Below are 21692 nucleotides of genomic sequence, written 5' to 3' on the forward strand. Positions count from 1 at the left end.
CGACTGCACCTCGCTGGCGCTCGGCTCCGTCGTGCGTCTGGCACGCTGGCTTCATTGGTTCACTCCGCTCCGCTCCGCTCACTGAACGAAGCCGATTCTGGTGTAGTCGTACGAGGCCAGTCCGGGGGCCCCGATATTGGCGAGGGTGGCGCGCGTTCCCCAGTTGCCCGGATCCTGGGTGAGCGGCAGCGAGTGGCCCTCGGCGAAGATCTGGGCGTCGACCTGGTTGGCCAGCGCAATGGCCTTGGCGGGGTCGAGTTCGGTGAGTGTCTTATCGATCAGGTCGTTCAGCTGGGGCGAGCCGATGCGGCCGTAGTTGCCCTGCAGATTGTTGGGGTAGAAGCCGAACTGCTGCGGAATGCTGTTGTACACGAACGCATCACCGCTGAGCACATACTGCGAGGCGTCGAAGTCGCCCGGAATGATCACGTCGGTGAAGTAGTTCTGGCCGGGCCTGGTGTCGAGGGTGAGTTTGGCGCCGACCTTGGCCAGATCCTGCTGGATCATCTTCGCGACCTGCACCCAGAGCGGATCGTTGTACATGACGTCCCGGATGATCAGCTGCCTGCCGTCCTTCACGCGCACGTCGCCCTGCAGCTTCCAGCCCAGCGCGTCGAGCTGCCGCGCCGCGGCGGCCGGGTCGTAGGCGACCGGCGCCGAATTGTCCTGGTAGCCCTGCTGTCCCTCGACGAAGATGTGATTGTTGAGCACCCGTGGATGGTCGGTGAGACCGTTGAGCGTGACGTTCGCGATGGTCTGCCGGTCTATCGCCTTCGAGATGGCCACGCGCAGTGCGGGATCGGCCAGGATCGAGCCGGGCGCGCCGTTGAACGTGATCCAGCGCCACAGATTAGCCGGGGCGTGCCGGATGCTGACGCCCGGCGTGGCCCGGACCAGCCGGATGCCGTTGAGGTTCGCCAGGCGCGCCACGTCCAGCTCGTTGTTCTGCAGGGCCGCGGCCCAGGTGGACTGGTCCAGCACGCTGTAGGTGACTGTCCCGAGCTTCGGCGCCGCACCCCACCATTTCGGATTGCGGGCCAGCACGATTCGGCCCTGGGTGCGATCGGTGGACTGCACGACGTAGGGTCCCGCGGTCGCCGAGATGTGGTCCACCAGGCTGTGGTTGAACGCATCGGGCGCGCTCGTCACCGACTTCGGGAACAGGATGGAGTTGCCCGCGAACTGCCCGCGCCAGTCGGCGTACGGCGTGCTGAAGGTGAAGACGGCCTGCCGGTCGTCGACGCCGCGCTCGACCTTCGCCACCCGGTCGAAGCCGTTGGTGATGGCGATCAGGTACCGCTTGTCCCGGCCGTTGAGGGCCTGCCAGGTGGCGGCGAGATCCTCCCAGGTGATCGGGGTGCCGTCGGACCAGACCGCCTTGGGGTTGATCGTGTAGACGACCTGCTGCGGGTTCGTGGAGGTCAGCTTGATGTCGGTGAAATAGTCCGTGTCGATGGTGAGCTGGCCGGCGGCGTCGGCCCGGTACGCCCGCGGCATCATCCAGCGCACGAGATCCGCTACCTCGCCGTCGTTTCCGTCGGCGGACTGCACATTCCAGTTCGACGGGAAGGCGGTGATGGCCAGGCGCAGGTTGCCGCCCTCGCGGACCTGTTCGGGCGGTCGGGGATTGATGTCGTTCGTGGTGCCGATCGCCGTCGATCCGGTCGGGGTGTTGCCCCCGGAGGAACATGCCGCCGAGGAGAACGCCGTGGAAACCGCCGCCGCCGCAACGGCCTTGGCGAATGTGCGTCTCTTCACGGTTGCTCCTACCTCGGGACGGGTCAATTCATGCCGACGACGGGCACGGGGATGGCGTCGATGAGGGCGCGAGTGTATTCGTGCTCCGGGTCGTTCAGGATCCGTTCGGCCGGACCGGATTCGACGATCTTGCCCCGGTACATCACCGCGATGTCGTGCGCGAGGTTGCGGACCACCGAAAGATCGTGGGAGACGAACAGATACGACAGCCCGCGCTCGGTCTGCAGGTCCCGCAACAGGTTCAGCACCCCGGCCTGAATGGAGACATCCAGCGAGGAGACCGGTTCGTCGAGCACCAGGATCTCCGGATCCAGCGCCAGGGCCCGGGCGATATTGATGCGCTGCTTCTGCCCGCCGGAGAAGTCGGCGGGATAGCGGTCGACGTGCTCGGGCCGAAGGCCCACCTGCCGCAGCAGTTCCGGTACCCGCGTGCGGATCTGCTCGCGGGAGCGCCCCGCGATGCGCAGCGGCTCGGCCAGCGCGTCGAAGATCGGCATCCGCGGATCCAGCGAGGCGGACGGGTCCTGGAAGACGATCTGCATCTTCGCGCGGATCTCGCGGCGGCGGGCCTTGGTGAGGGTGGCGACGTCGCTGCCGAGCACCTCGATGCTGCCCGCCTCCGGCCGCGCCAGGTCCAGGATCTGGGTGAGCGTCGTGGATTTGCCCGATCCGGACTCGCCGACCAGTGCCAGGGTGCGCCCCGCGCGCACCTGGAAGCTGATCCCGTCCACCGCGCGCACCTCACCGGTGCGGCGGCGGAACACCACGCCGCGGGTGATCGGGAACACCTTCGTCAGGTCCGAAACCCGCAGTACCACATGGTCGTCCGTGGCGGCCTCGCGCTCGGGCTCGGTGATCTCGCGCTGGTAGGCGGAGAACAGGTCGACGGTGCCGACCTCTGCGGTGCGGATGCAGGCGGCCCGATGACCGGGGTCGATGTCCTGCAGCGGCGGTTCCGCGGCGCGGCATTCGTCGATGGCGACCGGGCAGCGCACCGCGAAGGGGCAGCCGGGCGGCAGCGCATGCATGGCAGGTGGGGATCCGACGATGGGAATCAGCGGCGCGCGCGGCGGGCCGTCCATGCGCGGGATCGACCCGAGCAGCCCGACCGTGTACGGCATCCGGGGCGACCGGAAAAGTTCTGCGGTGCCGGCCGTTTCGACGATCTTCCCGGCATACATGACCGCGACCCGGTCGGCGACGGTGGCGGCGATCCCCATGTCGTGGGTGATCATGATGACGCCCGCGCCGGTGATGTCGCGGGCCTTGCGCAGCAGGTTCAGGACCTGCTTCTGCACCGTCACGTCGAGCGCGGTGGTCGGCTCGTCGCAGATGATCAGCTCCGGATCGTTGGCGATCGCCATGGCGATGACCACGCGCTGGCGCATGCCGCCGGAGAACTCGTGCGGGAACGCCCGCGCCCGCACCTCCGGCTCGGGAATGTCGACCAGATCCAGCAGCTCCACCGCGCGCTGGGCCGCCTCCTTCTCGCTCATCTTCCCGTGCGCGAGCAGGGCCTCGGCGATCTGATCGCCGATTCGGTACACCGGGGTGAGCGCCGAGAGCGGATCCTGGAACACCATGGAGATCCGGCTGCCCCGCAGCGTCGAGAGCTGCCGGTCGTCCATGCCCAGCAATTCCTTGCCGCGCAACCGGATCGAGCCGCGCACCCGCGCCTGATCGGGGAGCAGGCCGATCACCGCCAGCGACGAGACCGACTTGCCCGAACCCGATTCGCCGACGATCGCGAGCACCTCGCCGTCGGAGACGGAGTAGTCGACCCCGCGCACCGCATCGATGCGGCCCTCCTCGCCCGGGAACGACACGTGCAGGTCCGACACCTCCAGCAGGGGCGCGGTCGTGACCTGCCGAGCGCCCTCGTTCAGGGTCTCGATGACCGTCGGGTCCGTCATGACGCCTTTACCTTCTGCTTGCTCGGCTTGTCCGCCTTGCGCCGTGCCCGGGCGCGCGCGGAACTCGGATCGAATGCGTCGCGCAGGCCGTCGCCGACCAGGTTGGCGCACAACACGATCGCGACCAGGAAGCCGCCCGGGAACAGGAACAACCACGGAAAGGTCAGCGACGAGCCGGGATTCGCCGCGATCAGCGTGCCCAGCGACACGTCCGGCGGCTGTACACCGAATCCCAGGTAACTCAGCCCGGTTTCGGACAACACCGCGCCGCCCAGGGCCAGGGTGGTGTCGATGATGAGGAACGAGGCCACGTTCGGCACGATGTGGCTGACGATCACCGAGCGCGTCGAGGCGCCCATATACCGTGCGGCCCGGACGAATTCGCGATCGCGCAGGCTCAGCGTCAGGCCGCGGACGATGCGGGCGCTGATCATCCAGCCGAACGCCGCCAGCAGCAGGATCAGCAGCGGAATCGAGCTGCTGCCCTTGGTGCGCGGGGAGAAGATCGCGATGATGATGAAGCTCGGCACCACCAGCAGCAGGTCGACCAGCCACATGATTGCCCGGTCGGTCCAGCCGCCGAGCAGTCCGGCCACCGATCCGGCGCTCACCGCGACGATCGAGCCGAGGATGGCCACGCAGAAGCCGATGATCAGCGACTTCTGCAGGCCGTGCAGCGTCTGCGCGAGGACGTCCTCGCCGTTGCCGTCGGTACCGAAGGGGTGCGTCGGGTTCGGCGCCTGGTACAGGGCCGAGTAGTCCATGTGCTTGTAGTCGAAGGGCAGGATCGGGGGCAGCGCGAAGGCCGCGATCACGATCAGCAGCAGCACGATCGCGCCCGCGATCGCCGGCTTGTTGCGCAGAAACCTGCGCCACACCAGTTTCCAGCGTCCCGCCGCGGCCGGCTCGGGCGCGCCGCCCGCCAGCAGCTCCACGTCTGTCACAGCTCCACCTCGCTAGCGCTCGGCTCCGCTGTGCCAGAGGCGGCTGTGCTCGTGGTTCCCTCGCTGCGCTCCGTCACGACACACGCACCCGGGGATCGAGCATCGCGTACACGATGTCCGACAGGAGGCCGGATATCAGGATCACCAGGCCGGCGAACACCGTGGCGGTGACCACGATGTAGAGGTCCTGGGCGTTGATCGCGTCCACCAGCCATTCACCGACGCCGTGCCACCCGAAGATCTTCTCGGTGAACACCGCGCCGGTGATCACGCCGCCCAGGCCGTAGGCGAACAGCGTCGCCATCGGGATCAGGGCGGTGCGCAGGCCGTGCTTGTACAGCGCGCGCTTGCGCGTGAGGCCCTTGGCGCGCGCGGTGCGGATGAAATCGCTCTGCAGCACATCGAGCATCGCGTTGCGCTGATAGCGGCTGTAACCGGCCATCGAGCCGAGGGCCAGGCCGAGGGTCGGCAGCACCATATGCTGTGCGCGGTCGACGATCTGGTTCCACAACCCGTTCACCGCCGCGGCCGAGGTTTCACCGGTATAGAGGAATATCTGCTGCCCGGCGGCCAGATTGATCTGCAGCGCACCGTATTTCAGCAGGGTCGCCAGCAGGAAGATCGGCGTGCTGAGCAGCAGCATGGATACGATCGTGGTGAAGTAATCGCTGAACCGGTATTGCCGGATCGCGCCCGCCGCTCCGATGAGCACCCCGAGTATCGTGCCGACCACCGACCCGATTACCAGCAGTCGCAGGCTCACCCCGATCCGGCGGCCCAGCTCCTGAGTCACGGGCTGCCCGGCCAGGGTCTTGCCGAAGTCGCCGTGCAGCACCACGCCCTTCACCCAGGTGCCGTAGCGGGGCAGGATCGGCTCGTTGAGGTGGAGCTCCGCGGCCTTGGCGTCGATGACCGACTGGGGCGGGCGGGGGCTGCGCTGCTCGAGGCTGTCCAGGGGATGAAACGTGAGCGATGCCAGCGCGAACGTCAGGAATGACGCGAGCACCAGTAGCACGACGTAATTCGCCGCGCGTCGCAGCAGAAAGCCGGTCATCAGTCCCCTCGGGTCGGTTACTAGCCCCCGATCATAGGGACAGAAGCTCGAGCGGGCGTGTTACGCACGGTGCCTGGTGAACACTATTCCGCGATATTCTGCGGGGATCGTCACCGCGAGCAGTACGGTGGCCGGGACAAGGGGGCCGATCGATGAGTTATCAGCCATATCCGGGGCAATATCAGCCGTATCCACAGCAGAACGCCAGTGGCGGAACGGCGATCGCGGCGGGCGTGCTGGCATCCCTCGGAGCGGTCGGACAGGTGTTCGGCGGGCTCGTGCAAGTGGTGCTGGCCACGACCCAGGGCAACGAGATCGACGGCATGTACAACATCTCGTGGTATCCGGCCTACATGCTGGTGATCGGGGCGCTCGCAGTGGTCTGCGGTGCGCTGCTCGCGATGGGGGCGATAGGACTGTTCCGGCGCTCGCAGATGGGGCGGATGCTGGTCCTCGCGGGCTGCGCGCTGGCGATCCTGATCGGGATCGCCGGGATCGGCGTGGCGATAACGGGCGGAGTGGTCGTGAGCGCCTCGGGCAGGCTCGGGCTCGTCGGCGGTTCGTTCGGGCTGGTGTTCCCCATCGCCACGATCGTGCTGACGGTGCTGCCCGCAACCACCCGCTGGCTGGCGCAGGCGCCGGTGCAGCAACTCACCTCGCCGCCCGGGGGTGCCGCCCCGGCTCCGCCCGCGAGCCCCGTTCCCACTGCGGGCGGGCCGGTTCCGAATCCCGGTCCCGCGGCGCCGCCGGGCGCACAGCCGTGGGTACCGGGCGCCTTGCCGCCGTATCCGGCGCAGCCCGCGTCGCCGCCGAACGGTCCGGCGCCGTACTCCGCCGCGCCGACGCCCTTCCCCGCCGCGCCTCCGGTCGCCGGCGCGGCGGACGACAGCCCCTGGCGGCGTCCCGAATTGTGATTACATCCGGACCCGCATTTCGGGCAGGATGGAATGGGTGACTCGCCTGCACCTGCCGAAACCGAAGATGGTCGCCACCGACGTCGACGGCACGCTGATCGACGAGGACGAGCAGGTGACCCCGCGCACCCGCGCCGCGGTGGCGGCCCTGGTCGCCGACGGGGTGCAGTTCGTGCTCGCCACCGGGCGCCCGCCGCGCTGGATCGATCCCGTCGTCGAGGGGCTGGGTTTCGCGCCGCTGTGCGTCTGCGGCAACGGAGCGGTGATCTACGACAGCGCCTCGGATCGCATCCTGCACAACAGCTCCCTGGACGTGGCCAGCCTGGCCGCGCTGGCCGAGCTCGCCGAGCGGGTGCTGCCCGGCTGCGGGCTTGCCGCCGAGCGGGTGGGTGAGAGCGCGCACGACGCCGCGACCCCGCAATTCGTGAGTTCGCCCGAGTATGAACATGCCTGGCTCAACCCCGACGACACCCAGGTCGCCCGCGCCGAGGTCGTCGCGGCCCCGGCCATCAAGATGCTGATCCGACTACCCGGTGCGACCAGCGCCGACATGCACGCCGCGCTGGCGCCGCACCTCGACGACCGTGCCGATGTCACCTATTCGACCAACAACGGGCTGATCGAACTGTCCGCTCCCGGCGTCACCAAGGCCTCCGGGCTGGCCTTCGTCGCCGAGCGGGTGGGCGTGGAATACAGCGCTATCCTCGCTTTCGGCGATATGCCCAATGATGTCTCGATGCTCCGCCTGGCCGGGTACGGCGTCGCGATGGGCAACGGCCACCCCGATGCCCGTGCCGCCGCCGACGAGGTGACGGAGTCGAACTCCGCCGACGGAGTGGCACGGATTCTCGAGCGCTGGTGGAGCTGAAGGGTAAGGGTTACGGGCCGCCGGTGGGGTTCGGCGTCGGACCGGCCTGGGCGATCGGGTTGCCGGTCTCGCTGTAGATCTTGTACAGCGTCGTAACGAGTCCCGTGATCGTGTTCACGATCAGCGAGCCGTTCTGGAAGTCGCTGCGCATGCCGTCCGGGATCGGGTAGGCGTCCTTCAGCGGCAGGCCCAGTAGGCCGGCGTCGCCGCCGAGTTGGATGAAGCGGTCCAGGAGGCGGCCGGCCAGCTCGATGATGGTGCCGTCCGGGGCGGCATAGACGTAGCCGTTGACGAATCTCGCCACCTGGCCGCCGTTGGGCGTCGGCCGCGGCTCGGCGGCGACCGCGCCCAGGTGGCTGTTCGGGCCGCCCTGTGCGGCCCAGTATTTCGCGACCGCATTGTGGTCGACCATGCCGAGCAGCTTGGTGGTCAGGGACGCCAGCGTGGCGATATCGTCCTGGGTGCGCTGGGATTTCGGTGTCGTGCCCGAATTCTGGGTACCCGCACCGGTATTGGTTGTGAGGGCCGAGTTGCCGCTGGGTGCAGCGGCTTTCGCATCGGTGCCGGGATTCGTGTCGACCGCCCCGGCCGTCTGCGCGGCGATCGTGCGGATGCGGTCCATCATCGCGTAGGCGGCGTCGCCGGGACAGGTCGTCCGCCCGACATCGCGGTGTGCGAAGACGATCGGCAGCTTCACCGCCTGGCCCTGGTTGTACTTGCTGTACTGGGTGCCCTCGGAATACATGGTCGTGGTGCCCTGCGGGTTCAGCCCGGCCATCCTGGCGCGCCAGCCGATGAACTGCCCGAGCGCCTGGATCGCCGCATCGCTGGGAGTCTGGGTTTGGTAGTCGCCCATCAGCGCCACACCCGAGGTGTTCTCGTTGAAGCCGCCCGCGTGCGCGCCCTCGACCGGTTTGTCCAGCCCGCCGGCGCGGCCCTCGAAGATCTGGCCGTACTTGTCGACCAGCGCGTTGTATCCGATGTCGCACCAGTGCAACGTCTTTGCGTGATAGGCGTAGATGGCGCGCACGATGCCCGCGGACTCGGCCTGGGTGTAGTCGTTGCGACCGTCCGTGTGGTGCACGGTGATGCCGCCGAGGCCGTCGTCGTAGGTGGGCTTGTCACACAGCAGCGAGGGATCCGCGCCCCACTCGGCGCGGGTGATCACCTTCGGCCCGCCGCCGGGCAGCGGCGTGGCGACGGTGGACAGGGCCGCATCCGCGGCGACGCGGCCCGGATCGATCAGCACGGCAGAGAGATCCGGCGATCCGATCAGCTCGGGATCGTCCGAGCGCGCCGGGGTCACGCCGGGCGGCACGGTGCCGGAGGCCTTGTGCGTCACCAGGACCTGCACGGCCCTGGTGAGGCCGACGTAGATCGGCTCGGTGCCGGCCCTGTCGGTCGAGCCGTGGTCGTTGCCGCCGGTGTCGACCCGTGACGTGGGATACCAGGGACCCCAGCCGTCATCGGCATTGCGCGACCGGATCAGCGCGTTGGTGCCGTCCATATCCTTCGCGGTGAGCGCGACCATGCTGAAGGGCTTGTCCCGGGTGAGCTCTTTGACCTCGGCCCCGACCTTGCCGCTCAGGTCGGGCGCGACCGCACCCCGCGCGAGTGCCGGGGCGTTGGGGTCGGCTCCGGGAATTACCGCCGGTGCCGGGTCGGCGGCGGGTGAAGCGGCCGGTGCGGGGGCGGCCGCGGCGGGCGCGGGTACGGACGGGGCAGCTGGGGCAACGCCCGGAAGTTGTGGTGCCGCAGGGCTTTCCGGTGCCGCGGGGAGCTGGGGTGTGTAGGCGCCCAGCGGTGCGGCCTGGGGCTGGGCGATCGACCTTGCCTGCGGTGCGGCGGGACTCTGCGTGCGAGCCGGTACCGGGGGCGCGGCGGGAGCATGCGGGGTGCCGGGGGCCTGCGGTGCGCTTGGAGCCGGGGCGGCGCCGGGCTGGAGTTGGGAGCGACCGGGAGCTTGTGGGACGGGTTGCGTCCGCGGTGTGGCAGGACTCTGGGCGTTGGGTTGTGCTGCCGGGGCGGCCGGTGCCTGGGGAGCGGCGGGGGCCTGCGAGTTGGGTTGGGGCGCACCGGGATTCTGTGCACCGAGCTGGCCCTGGGGTGCCGGGGACTGCGCGCCGGGCTGGGTCGCTGCCGGGGCTTGGACGCCCGGTTGCGTCTGCAGTGTGCTCGGCGGCGGGGTGCCGGGGGACTGCGATGCGCCGGGGAGCTGGACGCCGGGCAGCAGCTGCGGTGCGGCGGGGGGCTGCATTCCGGGCTGGTGAAGCGGTGCGAACGAGCCCTGCGGCGCGGGCTGGCTCGGCGAGCCCGCCTGCGGCTGGTTGAACTGGGGGAGCGGGATCGATGCGGGGAGCTGCACGCCGGGCGGCAGTGGCAGCCCCTGGGGGATCTGCACGGACTTCGGCAGCGGTAGCTGACGTAGGTCGGACAGATGCAGGTCCGGCAGGTTCAGGCCGGTCAGCTCGCGCAGCGGCAGCACCACGTCCGGGGCCTGGGCGAGCCCGATCTCGACGAGTTGCGCCGGAATAGCCGCAAGATCGCTGTTATCCGTATTGCGGTATTCGACCCGTTCCGGCATGGCGAGCGCGGCCAGTGGCGCGGCCACCGCCAGTGTGGTGACAACCGGCAGGACGAACGATCGTTTCGGTCTGCGGTGCGGCACGAGCATCTCCCATTCAGGTAGAACCGGCGACCGTCAGCAGGAGGAGATGGTTGATTCCTGACGGATCTGGCGTCACACTAGTCCCAACTGTCACAAATCTAAACCTTATGTAGAGGCTTATGTAGGATAACTCGAATGTAGCTTTCGGATAGCCGTCCAGCGGGTCGGGGTTCCGATCAGAAACGTGATCGCCTCGGTCGGTCCGGTCCGCGGAAGCCGTGGGGAGTGCACGATGACACGCACGAAACGTCGAGGGATTGCCGCGCTGCGGCGCGGGGAGCTACTACGAAGACGGTGGCATCGGCGTGTCGCGGTGGTGAGCGTGGTCGTCGTCGCGACGTCGGCCGGCGGTGTCGCCCTGTACTGGGCGTGGCCGCACGGCGATCCGGTCCGACCGGCCGCCGGGGTCAGCGAGGGACACGGCCGCGGCATGAGCCAGCTCGGCGCGTTCGGCAAGGCTCAGTCGGGCATGAGTGCCATGAATATCCTGCAGTACTACTACCCGGGGGCCCAGCCGGCCACGATCGCGCCGACGCGAGTGCGGGTGCGGCTGATGGGACAGGACAGCCAGCCCCTCGCCGTCTACTCCGATTCCGGCCTGACCGTCGCGGACCGCCACGTCGACCCCGGGCAGGCCGTCCATCTGACGCCGACGCCCGGCGGGGGCGCGGCGGTTACCATCACCGCGGGCTGCGCGGGGGACACCGTGTGGCAGGGGGCCACGGACAAGCCGTGGGCCTATCCGGTCGATCCGGGCGCCGATCGGCCCGCGGCGGAACATCTGAAGCTCTGCGGCGGCGGCGAGTACCGCGGCGCGCTCGGAGTCGCGTTGGACGCCAACGATATTCGCACGGTCAACGAGGTCGACACCGAGGACTACCTGCGCGGCGTCGTGCCCACCGAGATGTCGGCGGGCTGGGCCGATCAGGGCGGGGCCGAGGCGCTGCGGGCGCAGGCGATCGCCGCGCGCTCCTACGCCCTTGCCGAAACGCGCTACCCCTATGCCCAGACCTGTGACACCCAGGACTGCCAGGCCTATTCGGGCACCGAGCGGGAGGACGGTCGCAGCGACGCGGCGGTGCGCGACACCGCCGGGCAGGTGCTGCTGCGCGACGGCCACCTGCTCCGCACGGAATACTCCTCCGCGCCCAACGGCGGACACCCCTGCGATATCACCACCATGGCCATCGGCCCCGCTCCCGACCAGCTGCTGCCCGCCATCGCCCCCGCGCCGCCGGATCCGACGGCCGACGGCGCGCAGCGCGCCTCGGTGGATACCAGTGCGGTCGATGCGAAGTACGCCCAAACCGGCGGTCCCACAGGTCCTTTGGGTGCCGCACTGGGACCGGTCTCGCAGTTGCCCGGCCGCGAGGGCACCTTCCAGCTGTACCGCAACGGTGTCATCGTCGCGACCCCGGCCCTGGGTGCACAGGTCGTCGACTTCACCACATTGATGCAGCTGGCACCGGGCGCGGCGGCCGATGCCGCGCCGGGCACCCCCGGCACCCCCACACCCTCGCCCGCACCGGCCCCACCGGGCGGCGCGTCCGATCAGGCCCCGGCCGCCCCGGCGCAGCCCGCGCCGCAATCGGTGCTGGATCAGGCGGCACCGGCTCAGACACCGCCGGTTGCCCTCGATCCCGCTGGTCCCACGCCTGCGCCCGCTCCCGCGCGGCAGGTACCGCCTGGGCCCGCGACACCTGATCCCGCGCCATCCGCGGCTCCGGCGGCGGACGGTCCCGGGACGAGCCCCGGGGTGCCCGGTGGGGATCCCGGGGCGACGGTGCCCACTACGGATGCCTCTGCCAACCCGGGCTCCGACGCTGCGGCGGGCCCGGCACCGGTCGCTGCCGCGCCGCCGATCGCCGCTGCGCCACCGGTTGACGCGCCGGCTGCGGGTGACTGATCTCCCAGACCGCACCGATCGCCGCGGCGCCACCGGTCGGATGTCCGCGGAGCGCCACCGCCGCCCGCGGGGGCCGTGCGACCAGGATTGCGACGGGTGAGGGCGCTGCCGACGGACCGCAGGCCGCTCTAGAGAGGTGTTCGCGGCGGTTGTGCATGCCCGACCGGCCCATTCGAGTGGCGGCAAGAGCAGGGCGGGCCGTTCGCGCCGCCCGGAGGATCCGACGTGGTTCGTGCCGCCCAACTTCGGCGATCTGCCGCCGCGGGCCCGCAGAGGCGGATTATCAGCTGGATGTGGTCGCCCCACTGCCGAGTTCGTGACCCGTTGTCGCATCCACGTAGTCCGGGACCTCGTCGTGCCGATCGCCGACGTTCAGGGTTCCGGTGGGCTCGAACAGCAGGATCGATGCGCCCTCGCGCGAGATCGGCTTGTGTTCGGTGCCTTTGGGGACCACGAACACCGAGCCCTTGGGGAGGTGAACGGTGCGCTCGCCCTGCGCCTCTCGCAGTGCGATGTCGATCTCGCCGTCCAGGACGAGGAAGAATTCGTCGGTGTCGGCGTGCGAGTGCCAGACGAATTCGCCCTGGATCTTCGCCACGCGCACGTCGTAGTCGTTGACGCCGGCGACGATTCGCGGGCTCCACAGGGTATCGAAGCAGGCCAGCGCCGCGGCGAGTTCGATCGGTTCGTTGCTCATGATCTTTATCGTCGGCGGTTGAGCGGGCCGGGCGTGAGTGCTAGAAATCGCATATGTCGCAAGAATCCTCTCGAGGCGAGCGCCGCGCGGCGCACCGCGTCGTGGTAATCGTGGACGAGAACTCGAATCCCTTCGAGTTGAGTTGCGCCATCGAGGTTTTCGGCCTTCGCCGCCCCGAGCTCGGGCGCGAGCTGTACGACTTCAGGCTGTGCGCGCCGCGGCCGCGCACCCTTATGCGGGACGGCTTCTTCACCCTCACCGGCGTCGCGGACCTGAGCGCGGCCGATGCGGCGGACACGCTCATCGTGCCGAACCGCCCGGACATCGAGGTGCCGCGCCGGCCCGCGGTGCTCGCGGCGATCCGGCGGGCACATGCCCGCGGCGCGCGGCTGGTCGGATTCTGCAGCGGGGCATTCACTTTGGCCGAGGCCGGGGTACTGGAGGGTCGCCGGGTGACCGCGCACTGGCAGTGGGCAGAGCTGTTTCGCGGGCGGTTCCCGGGAGTGGTGATCGAGGAGGATGTGCTGTTCGTCGACGACGGCGACATTCTCACCGCCGCCGGGAGCGCCGCGGCCCTCGACCTGGGGCTGTACATCGTCGGACGGGACCACGGGGCGGACATCGCGAACTCCGTGAGCAGGCGGCTGGTCTTCGGTGCCCATCGCGACGGCGGTCAGAAGCAGTTCATCGAACGCCCGGTGCCGCAGGTGCGCGACGAATCGCTGGCGCCGGTGCTGGTCTGGGCGCAGGAGCGTCTGGACCGCCCGCTGACCGTCGCGGCGCTCGCCGACAGGGCCGCGGTCAGTCAGGCCACGCTGCATCGCAGGTTCCGGATGCAACTGGGGACGACGCCGCTGGCCTGGCTCACCCGGGAGCGACTCGAATACGCATGCCGCCTGATCGAAGGCGGCGAGCTCGGATTCGATGCCGTGGCCCGGGCCAGCGGGCTGGGCACCGCGGCCAACCTGCGTGCGCTGATGCAGCGCCACACCGGCCTCACGCCCTCGGCCTACCGGCGTCGGTTCGGCCTCGGGGTCGGCTGAGCCGGCAACGCTCGATGAGGCCGCGTCGATGGCCTCAGGTCAGCGTCGTGTCGCCCAGTGATTCGGACAGCGTGCGCAGCAGCCCGACAAGCTGACTGCGATCCTCCGGTGAGAGGGCGGCCAGCAGCCGCTCCTCGTTGTCCATGTGCGCCGCGAGCAGATCGTCCACCCTGTCCCGTCCGGCCGGGGTGAGCTGAACCCGGACCGAGCGGCGGTCGTCGGGATCGGAGGTGCGCTGGACCAGGCCCTTCGCGGTGAGGCGGTCGACACGGTTGGTGATCGCTCCCGAGGTGATCATCGCCGCCCGGTTCAGCTGGCCCGCGGTCAGGCCCTGCTCGCTGCCGGAGCGGCGCAGCGTGGCGAGCACGTCGAACTCCCAGCGCTCGAGGCCGTGCGCGACGAAGAACTTCTGCAGCTCACGGTCGAGTATGCGGCCCAGGCGGGTGAGCCGTCCGACGACGGCCATCGGGTCGGTGTCGACGTCCGGCCGCTCGCGGGCCCAAGCGGCCGTGATCAGGTCTACCGCGTCACCCATCGGCATTCCTCTGCATGGAAAGAATCTTAACGTTGACCTACTTGGAATACCCGGCCCGCCGTCGTGTTATTTCAACGTTGAGATAATGAACATGGAGACAAGATGTCGAACACTCGTATCGGACCCACGGCCACCGCGCTGACCCTCGCGCTCACGGCGCTTCCGCCGCTGGTGTGGGGCTCGACCTACGCGATCACCACCGAATTCCTGCCCCCCGACCGACCGATGTTCACCGCCCTGATGCGGGCGCTGCCCGCGGGTCTGGTGCTGCTGGCCATCACGCGGGTGCTGCCGCGCGGCCAATGGATCTGGCGCGCGGCCCTGCTCGGCACGCTCAATATCGGCGCCTTCTTCCCGCTGCTGTTCCTGGCCGCCTACCGGCTGCCCGGCGGTGTCGCCGCGGTGCTCTCGGCGGCGGGCCCGCTGTTCGCGCAGGGCTTCGCCGCGCTGTTCCTGTCCGAGCGGCCGACCGCACGCAAGCTGATCGCCGGTGTCGTCGGCATCCTGGGCGTCGCGCTGGTCGTGCTGCGGGCCGGGGCCGCTCTCGACCCGATCGGAGTGCTGGCCGGAATCGCCGGTGCCGCACTGATGTCCGCGGGCACCGTGCTGACCAAGCGCTGGGGACGGCCCGAGGGTGTCGGCCCGCTGGCGCTGACCGGCTGGCAGCTCACCGCCGGCGGCCTGCTGCTGGTGCCGCTCGCCCTGATCATCGAGGGCGCGCCGCCCGCGCTGGACGCCCGCAACATCGGCGGCTACCTCTACCTGGGCGTGATCGGAACGGCTGCGGCATACGGGATCTGGTTCCGGGGCCTGTCGCGGTTGCCCGCCACCTCGGTCGCATTCCTGACGCTGCTGAGCCCGCTGTCGGCGGCCGTGATCGGCTGGGTCGCGCTCGGCCAGAGCCTGTCGCCGCTGCAGGTGGCGGGCATCGCGATCGCGCTGGGCGGAACGCTGTTGGGGCAGATCGGCGCCGGGAAGCAACAGGCGGCGCAGGCTCCCGGGAAGGACGGCAATGACGTTGTGGCGCAGGATGTTCCGGAACGCCAGGAGGTGGCTGCAGAGGATCGCGAAGCGGCGGAGCGGGCCGGCCGGGAGTACGGAGCGACTGTCGGAGAAGGACCGCTGTGAATCGTAGCGGGCCGGTGGCGGGACAACGTCTCCGAACGGCGCAGTGATCGTCGGAATGCTGGATCCGTCATCCGGGCGTGATTCAGCGCCGGACCGATGCGGTGGACGGCACCTCTCGGTTCGGTGATCCCATACAGCCCCGGCGCATCCGCCAGGGTTGGTTCAACAGTTACAGGAGTTGAAAAGTTATGCACATCACCGTGTTTGGCGCCGCCGGAGCAGTCGGAAGCCGGGTCGTGACCGAGGCATTGTCGCGGGGGCATCGCATCACCGCCGTCTCCCGCGATGCGGACCGGCTGCGCGGGCTGCCCGCGGAGGTCGAGGTGCGGGCGGGTGACGCGACCGATCCCGGCGTGGTGTCGGAGCTGAGTTCCGGGCGGGACCTGGTCATCAGCGCGACGCGGCCGGTCGTCGGGCGCGAGCGCGAACTGGTCGACGTGGCGGCGGGGTTGCTGGCGGGGCTCGCGTCCGCCGACGTCCGGCTGCTGGTCGTCGGGGGTGCGGGCAATCTGATCATGCCCGGGGAGGGCAGGACCGTGATGGAGATGCCCGGGTTCCCCGATGATCTGATGCCGATCGCGTCGGCGTGCGATGCGCAGTGGCGCGAATTCCACGCGCACGGCGACGGTCCCGTCGACTGGACCTACCTGAGCCCGCCCGCCCTGCTCGAGCCCGGCGAACGGCGCGGGGTCTATCGGATCGGCTCCGATGAGCTGCTCAGCGATGCGGACGGGAACTCGTTCATCTCCATGGAGGACTTCGCCGTCGCGCTGCTCGATGAGGCTGAGCGGCCCAAGCACCATCGCACGCGATTCACCGTCGGATACTGACCGTTGCTCCGCGGAGATTCCGTCTTGACATTGACGTAGCGTCAACTTGCATGCTGGTTTCATCGACGTGATCAGGGAGGTTGCGGTGGTACAGGGCGAATGGTCGATCCAGGACCTGGCCCGGGCGGCCGGGACCACCAGCCGGACACTGCGCCACTACGGCGAGCTCGGGCTGCTACCGCCCAGCCGGGTCGGGGCCAACGGTTATCGGTACTACGACCAGGGCTCGCTCGTGCGGCTGCAGCGCATTCTGCTGCTGCGCGAGCTCGGCCTCGGCCTGCCGGTCATCGCCGAAGTTCTTGCGGGAGAGCAGGATACGGCGGCCGCATTGCGCACGCATCTGGAATTGCTGCGGCAGCAGCAGGATCGGATCGCGCGCCAGATCGCGTCGGTGCACACCACATTGCGCAAGACGGAAGCAGGTGAGCCACTTATGGCTTCGGAAACATTCGACGGCTTCGATCACACCCGGTACAAGGACGAGGTGATCGAACGCTGGGGCAGGGAGGCGTACGAGAGCGGTGACCGCTGGTGGCGCTCGATCAGCGAGGCCGACAAGCAGGCGCTCCAGCAGACCCACCTGGATATCGCCGCCGACTACGGCCGCGCCCACGCGGCCGGCCTGGCGCCGGGCGCCGAGGAGGTGCAGGCCGTCGTCCAGCGTCACTACGACTGGATCGCGATCGGCTGGCAGGGCAAGCGCCCGGACGCCTGCGCCTTCACCGGCCTCGGCGGCATGTATGTCGCGGACCCGCGTTTCGCGGCGAACTACGACAAGCACGGTGCGGGTACGGCCGAGTTCGTGCGCGACGCCATGCGGGTCTACTCGGAGTCCCACCTGAAATAGGAGGCTCGTGGAAATGCAGGCATGCCCGCACACCCTGGTGTGCGGGCATGCCTGCTTCATCGACCGACTTACGGGCCGAGTGATCAGCTGTCCGTGCGTGTTCGTCGAAGCGGCGTCCGAGGAATGACGGCTGATCGGCCGGCGGTCGAGGCTGGACCGATGGACAGACGGGCCGGTCGGCTTTCACATCGCCCGGGCCGGGCGTCGCGCGGTACAGTTCGCTCAGCACAGGGGGAGGACCCGGGGAACACCACTCGCAGGCCAGCCGGATTCGCAACCCGACGACCACCCGTTGGGTGGGCAGCCGAGTGAGAAGGACACGTCATGAGCTACCCGTACGGCCAGCCCGGCTACGGCGGCGGGAATCCGCAGCAGCCGTATGGTCAGCAGCCCGGTTATCCACAGCAGCCGGGATATCCCCAGCAACCGAGTTATCCACAACAGCCCGGTTATCCACAGCAGCAGCCGGGTTTCGCGCAACAACCGGGGTCGCCCCAGCAACCGGGATATCCGCAGCCGTCCGGTTTTCCCCAGCAGCAGCCGGGTTTTCCCCAGCAGCCGGGATTTCCGCAACCCGGTAGCGCGCAACAGGCTGCCAGCGGCGGCACCGCGATCACCGCGAGCCTGCTAGCGATCGTCATGGCGCTCATCGGGATCGGCCTGATCGTCTTCACGATCCACGAGCTGAGCGTCGCTCAGGAGAATCTGGATGCCATCAAGAGCCAGCTCAGTTCGCTGGATTCGCAGAATGGCGGCACCGGGGTGTCGATGCCGCAGCAGAGCGTCGCCTCCGGCGACTACTACTTCGGTGCGGTGGTCGAGGGCCTGATCGCCCTGCTGTACATCCTCGCCGGCATCCTGCTGCTGAATCACAAGAACGCCGGCCGCATCATGCTGGTCATCCTGTCCGGCTTCGGCGCCTTCGGTGGCCTGATCGGGGCGATCGTGGGAATCGCCTCGGGCGTGGCCCTGTCCGCCGTCTTCGCCATCCCGGGCCTGCTGATCGCGGGCCTGATGCTCTTCCTGACCCTCTCCGGCTCCACCCGGCGCTGGTGCGAGGTCGGCCGTGCGCCCCAATTCCCGCAGCCCGCCTACGGCCAGCAGCCCCCGCGGCCGTTCTGACCCGAGGCCGAAAATTATCGGCGCACAATAATATTCACCTCGGCGGCCGCATCGCAGCGATGCGGCCGCCGAGCTGTATATGGGACACGATGAGCCGGTTCGAATCTCGATGATCGTGCGCGAGTACGGGATTCGGTCGAATCACCGACCGCGCAACTGGCGGTGGTAGTGTCTCGCTCTCGGATAGGAAAGGGGAGGGCGATGAGCTATCCGTATGGGCAGCCCGGAAATCCGAGCTCGGGGGGATCGTTCCACCATGGCTTCCCTCCGCAGGGCACCCCGCAGCCGGGAACTCGGGTACCCAAACCCAGCGGAGGTACCGCCATTGCTGCGGGCGTCCTGGCGCTGATCCAGGGCATTGCCGTGTTCTGCTACGCCCTCGCCGGAGCCATCGGGACGTGGACCGATCGGCGCAATGGGGACTCGCTGACCGGTGACTATATTGCGCTGATCCTTGTTGGAACCCTCGCCGGCCTGCTTCTGGCCGGGGCAATCCTGCTGCTGATCAAGCAAAGAATTGGGCGCATTCTAGTGATCGCCATGCCGATCATTGTCTTGCTCGCAGCGTTGGGTGGAGTGGCGTACAGCCTCATCACCGACCCCTCGGACGTCGCCAGCAACGTCTCGTTCTTCGTGGTCGTCCTCACCTTCGCGTTCACGTTGGAACTCACCACCATGTGCCTGGCGCTGACCAGTTCGGCCGGTCGCTGGGTGGCCTCCCGCACGACCGGCGCGGGCGTAGCCGACGGCTACGCCCCCCAACCCCAATACCCTTACTAAGGCCAGTAATTCACACCGCGCACATCGACTGCATCACCCCGCGCACGATCGGCGCCCCGTAGTACTCGGGCGCGAACGCGAGGGTCTCGGCAATCCCGAGCGGGGTGAGAACCGTCGATGCCACTCCGGTCCACCCCGCGACGACGCCGGCGCCGCTGAGCAGCAGGCTGGTCGTGTCCAGCACGACGGTGGTGAGATCGAAGGCGTTCTCCACCGTCATATCCGACAGGGGAACGGTGTCCAGCGCCTTGCCCTCGTAGATGTCGAAACCCAGGTTGGCCAGGAAGGTGACGGGGCCGTAGTCCAGGTAGTCCACGATCGGGCCGAGCTGATCGGTCTTGCGCAGCAGCGCGGCCTTGGCAATGCGGTTGTCGCGCAGGAATTCCTGCACTCCGGCAGCGGTGCTGTTCACCGCGGCGTGGTCGATCGGCAGATCGGTGTGCTCCAGGAAACCGCGGGCCCGCTCGAGGACCGTGCTTGTGGTCAGGTCGGAGACGGGGGTGCATTTCGGACCGGCGAGGACCAGTTGCCGGGCCAGATCGGCGATCGGCCCGGGCACCGCGATGTGCTCGTCGGGGAAGTCCGCGCCGTCCAGATGCAGCCGCTGATAGCTGCCGGGCGCCAGGCAGGTGGCGCGGATCTGCGCCTGCACCCGGCGGGCGAGCCACTGCACGCCGTCGAACGCGGCACTGACGATGAAGCTGAGGAAGAAGCCGGCGGTGGGCACCAGCCCAGACAGGATCGCGGCGGGGATCTTCACGATCCGGTTCGCGAGGATGAACACCTCGATGACGTCGTTCACGGTGAGCCGCGACACCGACATCGTGTGGTCGAGGCGCCCGGTGCGGATGGCGTCGAGGCCGTTGACCAGATAGGTGACGATCGGATCGTCGAGCTGTCCCAGTCGCCCGGGGCGTTGCGTCGGATCGGTCGGGAGCCCGTCGCGGTGCACCCGCACCGTGGCGATGGTGCGGCGGAAATCCTGCACCTGCCGGTCGTAGGAGACCAGTTGGCCCGCGGGAATCACGGTGCGCACCGCGGAGGCGGCCTCGGTGACGACGTCGTCGACGGTGGGTGCGCCCTGGGCGCACGTCCCGGTGCCGTCGGCCACCGGGACGGCGCCGAGCGTGCCGAGGTCGTCGGCGTGTGCGACCGTGGGGGTCAGCAGGCCGGCGCCGAGCGCCGCCGACAGGGCCAGCGCGCACAGGAGTGGGGTCAGGGGGCCAGGGATCTGCATATGGGGGTCTTCCGGTCGAACTGTCGGATCGCGGCGACGCTGCCGCGGAGTGATTGTCACAGAAATAAACTGGTCGTACGTTCAAAACGATGACATATCAGTTCGATGTCCGGTTGGACCCGGCTTCGGCAACAGCATGCGAAATTCTGGTGGCCGGGACCGAAAAATCCCCCGTCACGGCCCTCGCGGTGGCCCAGTATTCGACTCCACCGGGCACTCGCGCGGACTTCCGATACGCTGGGCACCCGTGACCGTCGCATCTCCCTTCGATCTCATCATTGTCGGCTCCGGATTCTTCGGACTGACCATCGCCGAACGGGCGGCCTCCCAGTTAGGTAAGCGGGTGTTGGTCGTCGAACGGCGCTACCACCTGGGCGGCAACGCATACTCCGAGGCCGATCCGGAAACCGGTATCGAGGTGCACAAATACGGTGCGCACCTGTTCCACACCTCGAACAAGCGGGTCTGGGACTACGTCAACCAGTTCACCGAGTTCACCGGCTACCAGCATCGGGTGTTCGCGATGCACAAGGGCCAGGCGTACCAGTTCCCGATGGGCCTGGGCCTGCTGTCGCAGTTCTTCGGCCGCTACTTCACCCCCGACGAGGCCCGCGCGCTGATCGCCGAGCAGTCCGCGGAGGTCGACTCCAAGGATGTCTCCAACCTCGAGGAGAAGGCGGTCTCGCTGATCGGCCGCCCGCTCTACGAGGCGTTCATCCGTGATTACACGGCCAAGCAGTGGCAGACCGATCCGAAGGAACTGTCCGAGGGCATCATCACCCGCCTGCCCGTGCGCTACACCTTCGACAACCGCTACTTCAACGACGCCTACGAGGGCCTGCCGCGCAACGGCTATACCGCGTGGCTGGAGAAGATGGCCGAATCCGAGCTCATCGAGGTCCGGCTGAACACCGACTGGTTCGAGGTGCGCGAGGAGATCCGTGCCCAGAGCCCGGACGCCCCGGTCGTGTACACCGGCCCGCTGGACCGCTATTTCGACTACAGCGCGGGCGAACTGGGCTGGCGCACCATCGATCTCGAGACCGAGGTGCTGAACACCGGTGATTTCCAGGGCACCTCGGTGATGAACTACAACGACGGGGACGTGCCCTTCACCCGCATCATCGAGCCGCGCCACTTCCACCCCGAGCGCGACTACCCGGGCGACAAGACGGTGATCCAGCGCGAGTACTCCCGCTTCGCGCAGACCGGTGACGAGCCGTACTACCCGATCAACAGCACCGAGAACCGCGAGAAGCTGGTCGCCTACCGCGAGCTCGCCAAGAACGAGACCGCCACGGCCAAGGTGCTTTTCGGCGGCCGGCTGGGCACCTATCAGTATCTCGATATGCACATGGCCATCGGCTCTGCGCTGAGCATGTTCGACAACACGCTGCGCCCCCACCTCGAATCCGGCGCCCCGCTGGCCGCCGCGGACGAGTGAGCCC

18 protein-coding genes are annotated in these 21692 nt (G+C 68.7%); 10 read left to right on the top strand and 8 right to left on the bottom strand.

Features of this window, described 5'->3' with window-relative positions:
- Positions 1 to 78: 78 nt before the first annotated feature.
- The 4 genes from KO481_RS01465 to KO481_RS01480 all read right to left on the bottom strand — a co-directional run bounded on the left by KO481_RS01465 (position 79) and on the right by KO481_RS01480 (position 5669).
- Positions 79 to 1758 carry an ABC transporter family substrate-binding protein gene (locus tag KO481_RS01465; RefSeq protein WP_215915098.1) on the bottom strand — a complete coding sequence of 560 codons (1680 nt, stop codon included), beginning with the start codon at positions 1756 to 1758 and terminating at the stop codon, positions 79 to 81.
- Positions 1759 to 1781: 23 nt separating this feature from the next.
- On the bottom strand, positions 1782 to 3671 hold the full coding sequence (locus KO481_RS01470) for an ABC transporter ATP-binding protein (protein ID WP_215915099.1): 1890 nt from the start codon (positions 3669 to 3671) through the stop codon (positions 1782 to 1784).
- Positions 3668 to 4615, bottom strand: a complete 948-nt coding sequence (locus KO481_RS01475) for an ABC transporter permease (RefSeq protein WP_215915100.1) — start codon at positions 4613 to 4615, stop codon at positions 3668 to 3670. Before KO481_RS01475 ends, KO481_RS01470 begins: the two co-directional genes overlap by 4 nt.
- A 73-nt stretch (positions 4616 to 4688) precedes the next feature.
- Positions 4689 to 5669, bottom strand: coding sequence for an ABC transporter permease (locus KO481_RS01480; RefSeq protein ID WP_215915101.1), 981 nt, complete (start codon positions 5667 to 5669; stop codon positions 4689 to 4691).
- Positions 5670 to 5821: 152 nt separating this feature from the next.
- On the opposite strand from KO481_RS01480, the gene KO481_RS01485 reads away from it, so the two are divergent.
- Together KO481_RS01485 and KO481_RS01490 are read left to right on the top strand one after the other, a co-directional pair.
- Positions 5822 to 6583, top strand: coding sequence for a hypothetical protein (locus tag KO481_RS01485; protein WP_215915102.1), 762 nt, complete (start codon positions 5822 to 5824; stop codon positions 6581 to 6583).
- A gap of 28 nt (positions 6584 to 6611) precedes the next feature.
- Positions 6612 to 7451, top strand: coding sequence for an HAD family hydrolase (locus KO481_RS01490; protein ID WP_215915103.1), 840 nt, complete (start codon positions 6612 to 6614; stop codon positions 7449 to 7451).
- Positions 7452 to 7461: 10 nt separating this feature from the next.
- Here KO481_RS01490 and KO481_RS01495 read toward each other — a convergent pair whose 3' ends face one another.
- Positions 7462 to 10119 (bottom strand): N-acetylmuramoyl-L-alanine amidase, encoded by a 2658-nt coding sequence (locus tag KO481_RS01495; RefSeq protein ID WP_308166222.1) that lies wholly within the window; start codon positions 10117 to 10119, stop codon positions 7462 to 7464.
- A gap of 232 nt (positions 10120 to 10351) precedes the next feature.
- Between KO481_RS01495 and KO481_RS43825 the strand changes: the two genes are divergently transcribed.
- On the top strand, positions 10352 to 12025 hold the full coding sequence (locus KO481_RS43825; protein WP_281065996.1) for a SpoIID/LytB domain-containing protein: 1674 nt from the start codon (positions 10352 to 10354) through the stop codon (positions 12023 to 12025).
- A gap of 283 nt (positions 12026 to 12308) precedes the next feature.
- Here KO481_RS43825 and KO481_RS01505 read toward each other — a convergent pair whose 3' ends face one another.
- Positions 12309 to 12722 carry a cupin domain-containing protein gene (locus KO481_RS01505; RefSeq protein ID WP_215915104.1) on the bottom strand — a complete coding sequence of 138 codons (414 nt, stop codon included), beginning with the start codon at positions 12720 to 12722 and terminating at the stop codon, positions 12309 to 12311.
- Positions 12723 to 12775: 53 nt separating this feature from the next.
- Here KO481_RS01505 and KO481_RS01510 point away from each other — a divergent pair, with 53 nt between their 5' ends.
- A complete protein-coding gene (locus KO481_RS01510; protein ID WP_215915105.1) occupies positions 12776 to 13765 on the top strand; it encodes a GlxA family transcriptional regulator in 990 nt (329 codons plus the stop codon).
- Positions 13766 to 13799: 34 nt separating this feature from the next.
- On the opposite strand, the gene KO481_RS01515 is transcribed toward KO481_RS01510, so the two are convergent.
- On the bottom strand, positions 13800 to 14300 hold the full coding sequence (locus KO481_RS01515; protein WP_215915106.1) for a MarR family winged helix-turn-helix transcriptional regulator: 501 nt from the start codon (positions 14298 to 14300) through the stop codon (positions 13800 to 13802).
- A gap of 102 nt (positions 14301 to 14402) precedes the next feature.
- Here KO481_RS01515 and KO481_RS01520 point away from each other — a divergent pair, with 102 nt between their 5' ends.
- The 5 genes from KO481_RS01520 (at position 14403) to KO481_RS01540 (ending at position 19007) form a co-directional block, all read left to right on the top strand.
- Positions 14403 to 15428, top strand: coding sequence for an EamA family transporter (locus KO481_RS01520; RefSeq protein WP_215915107.1), 1026 nt, complete (start codon positions 14403 to 14405; stop codon positions 15426 to 15428).
- 188 nt (positions 15429 to 15616) lie between these two features.
- Entirely contained in the window at positions 15617 to 16258 is a 642-nt protein-coding gene (locus tag KO481_RS01525; protein ID WP_215915108.1) for an NAD(P)-dependent oxidoreductase, read from the top strand.
- An 85-nt stretch (positions 16259 to 16343) separates the two neighbouring features.
- Positions 16344 to 17105: a MerR family transcriptional regulator gene (locus tag KO481_RS01530; protein WP_215915109.1), complete on the top strand. Its 762-nt coding sequence runs from the start codon at positions 16344 to 16346 to the stop codon at positions 17103 to 17105.
- 324 nt (positions 17106 to 17429) lie between these two features.
- Complete coding sequence (locus tag KO481_RS01535) at positions 17430 to 18227, top strand: hypothetical protein (RefSeq protein ID WP_215915110.1); 798 nt, start codon at positions 17430 to 17432, stop codon at positions 18225 to 18227.
- A 201-nt stretch (positions 18228 to 18428) separates the two neighbouring features.
- The gene (locus KO481_RS01540; RefSeq protein WP_215915111.1) at positions 18429 to 19007 is read left to right on the top strand and encodes a hypothetical protein; all 579 of its coding nucleotides are present in this window, start codon (positions 18429 to 18431) and stop codon (positions 19005 to 19007) included.
- A 10-nt stretch (positions 19008 to 19017) separates the two neighbouring features.
- On the opposite strand, the gene KO481_RS01545 is transcribed toward KO481_RS01540, so the two are convergent.
- On the bottom strand, positions 19018 to 20244 hold the full coding sequence (locus KO481_RS01545; RefSeq protein ID WP_215915112.1) for a hypothetical protein: 1227 nt from the start codon (positions 20242 to 20244) through the stop codon (positions 19018 to 19020).
- Between the two features lie 247 nt (positions 20245 to 20491).
- On the opposite strand from KO481_RS01545, the gene glf reads away from it, so the two are divergent.
- Positions 20492 to 21688 carry a UDP-galactopyranose mutase gene (gene glf, locus KO481_RS01550; RefSeq protein ID WP_308166224.1) on the top strand — a complete coding sequence of 399 codons (1197 nt, stop codon included), beginning with the start codon at positions 20492 to 20494 and terminating at the stop codon, positions 21686 to 21688.
- The last annotated feature ends 4 nt before the right edge of the window (positions 21689 to 21692 follow it).

It is taken from the genome of Nocardia albiluteola (assembly GCF_018860155.1).
Lineage (GTDB): Bacteria > Actinomycetota > Actinomycetes > Mycobacteriales > Mycobacteriaceae > Nocardia > Nocardia albiluteola.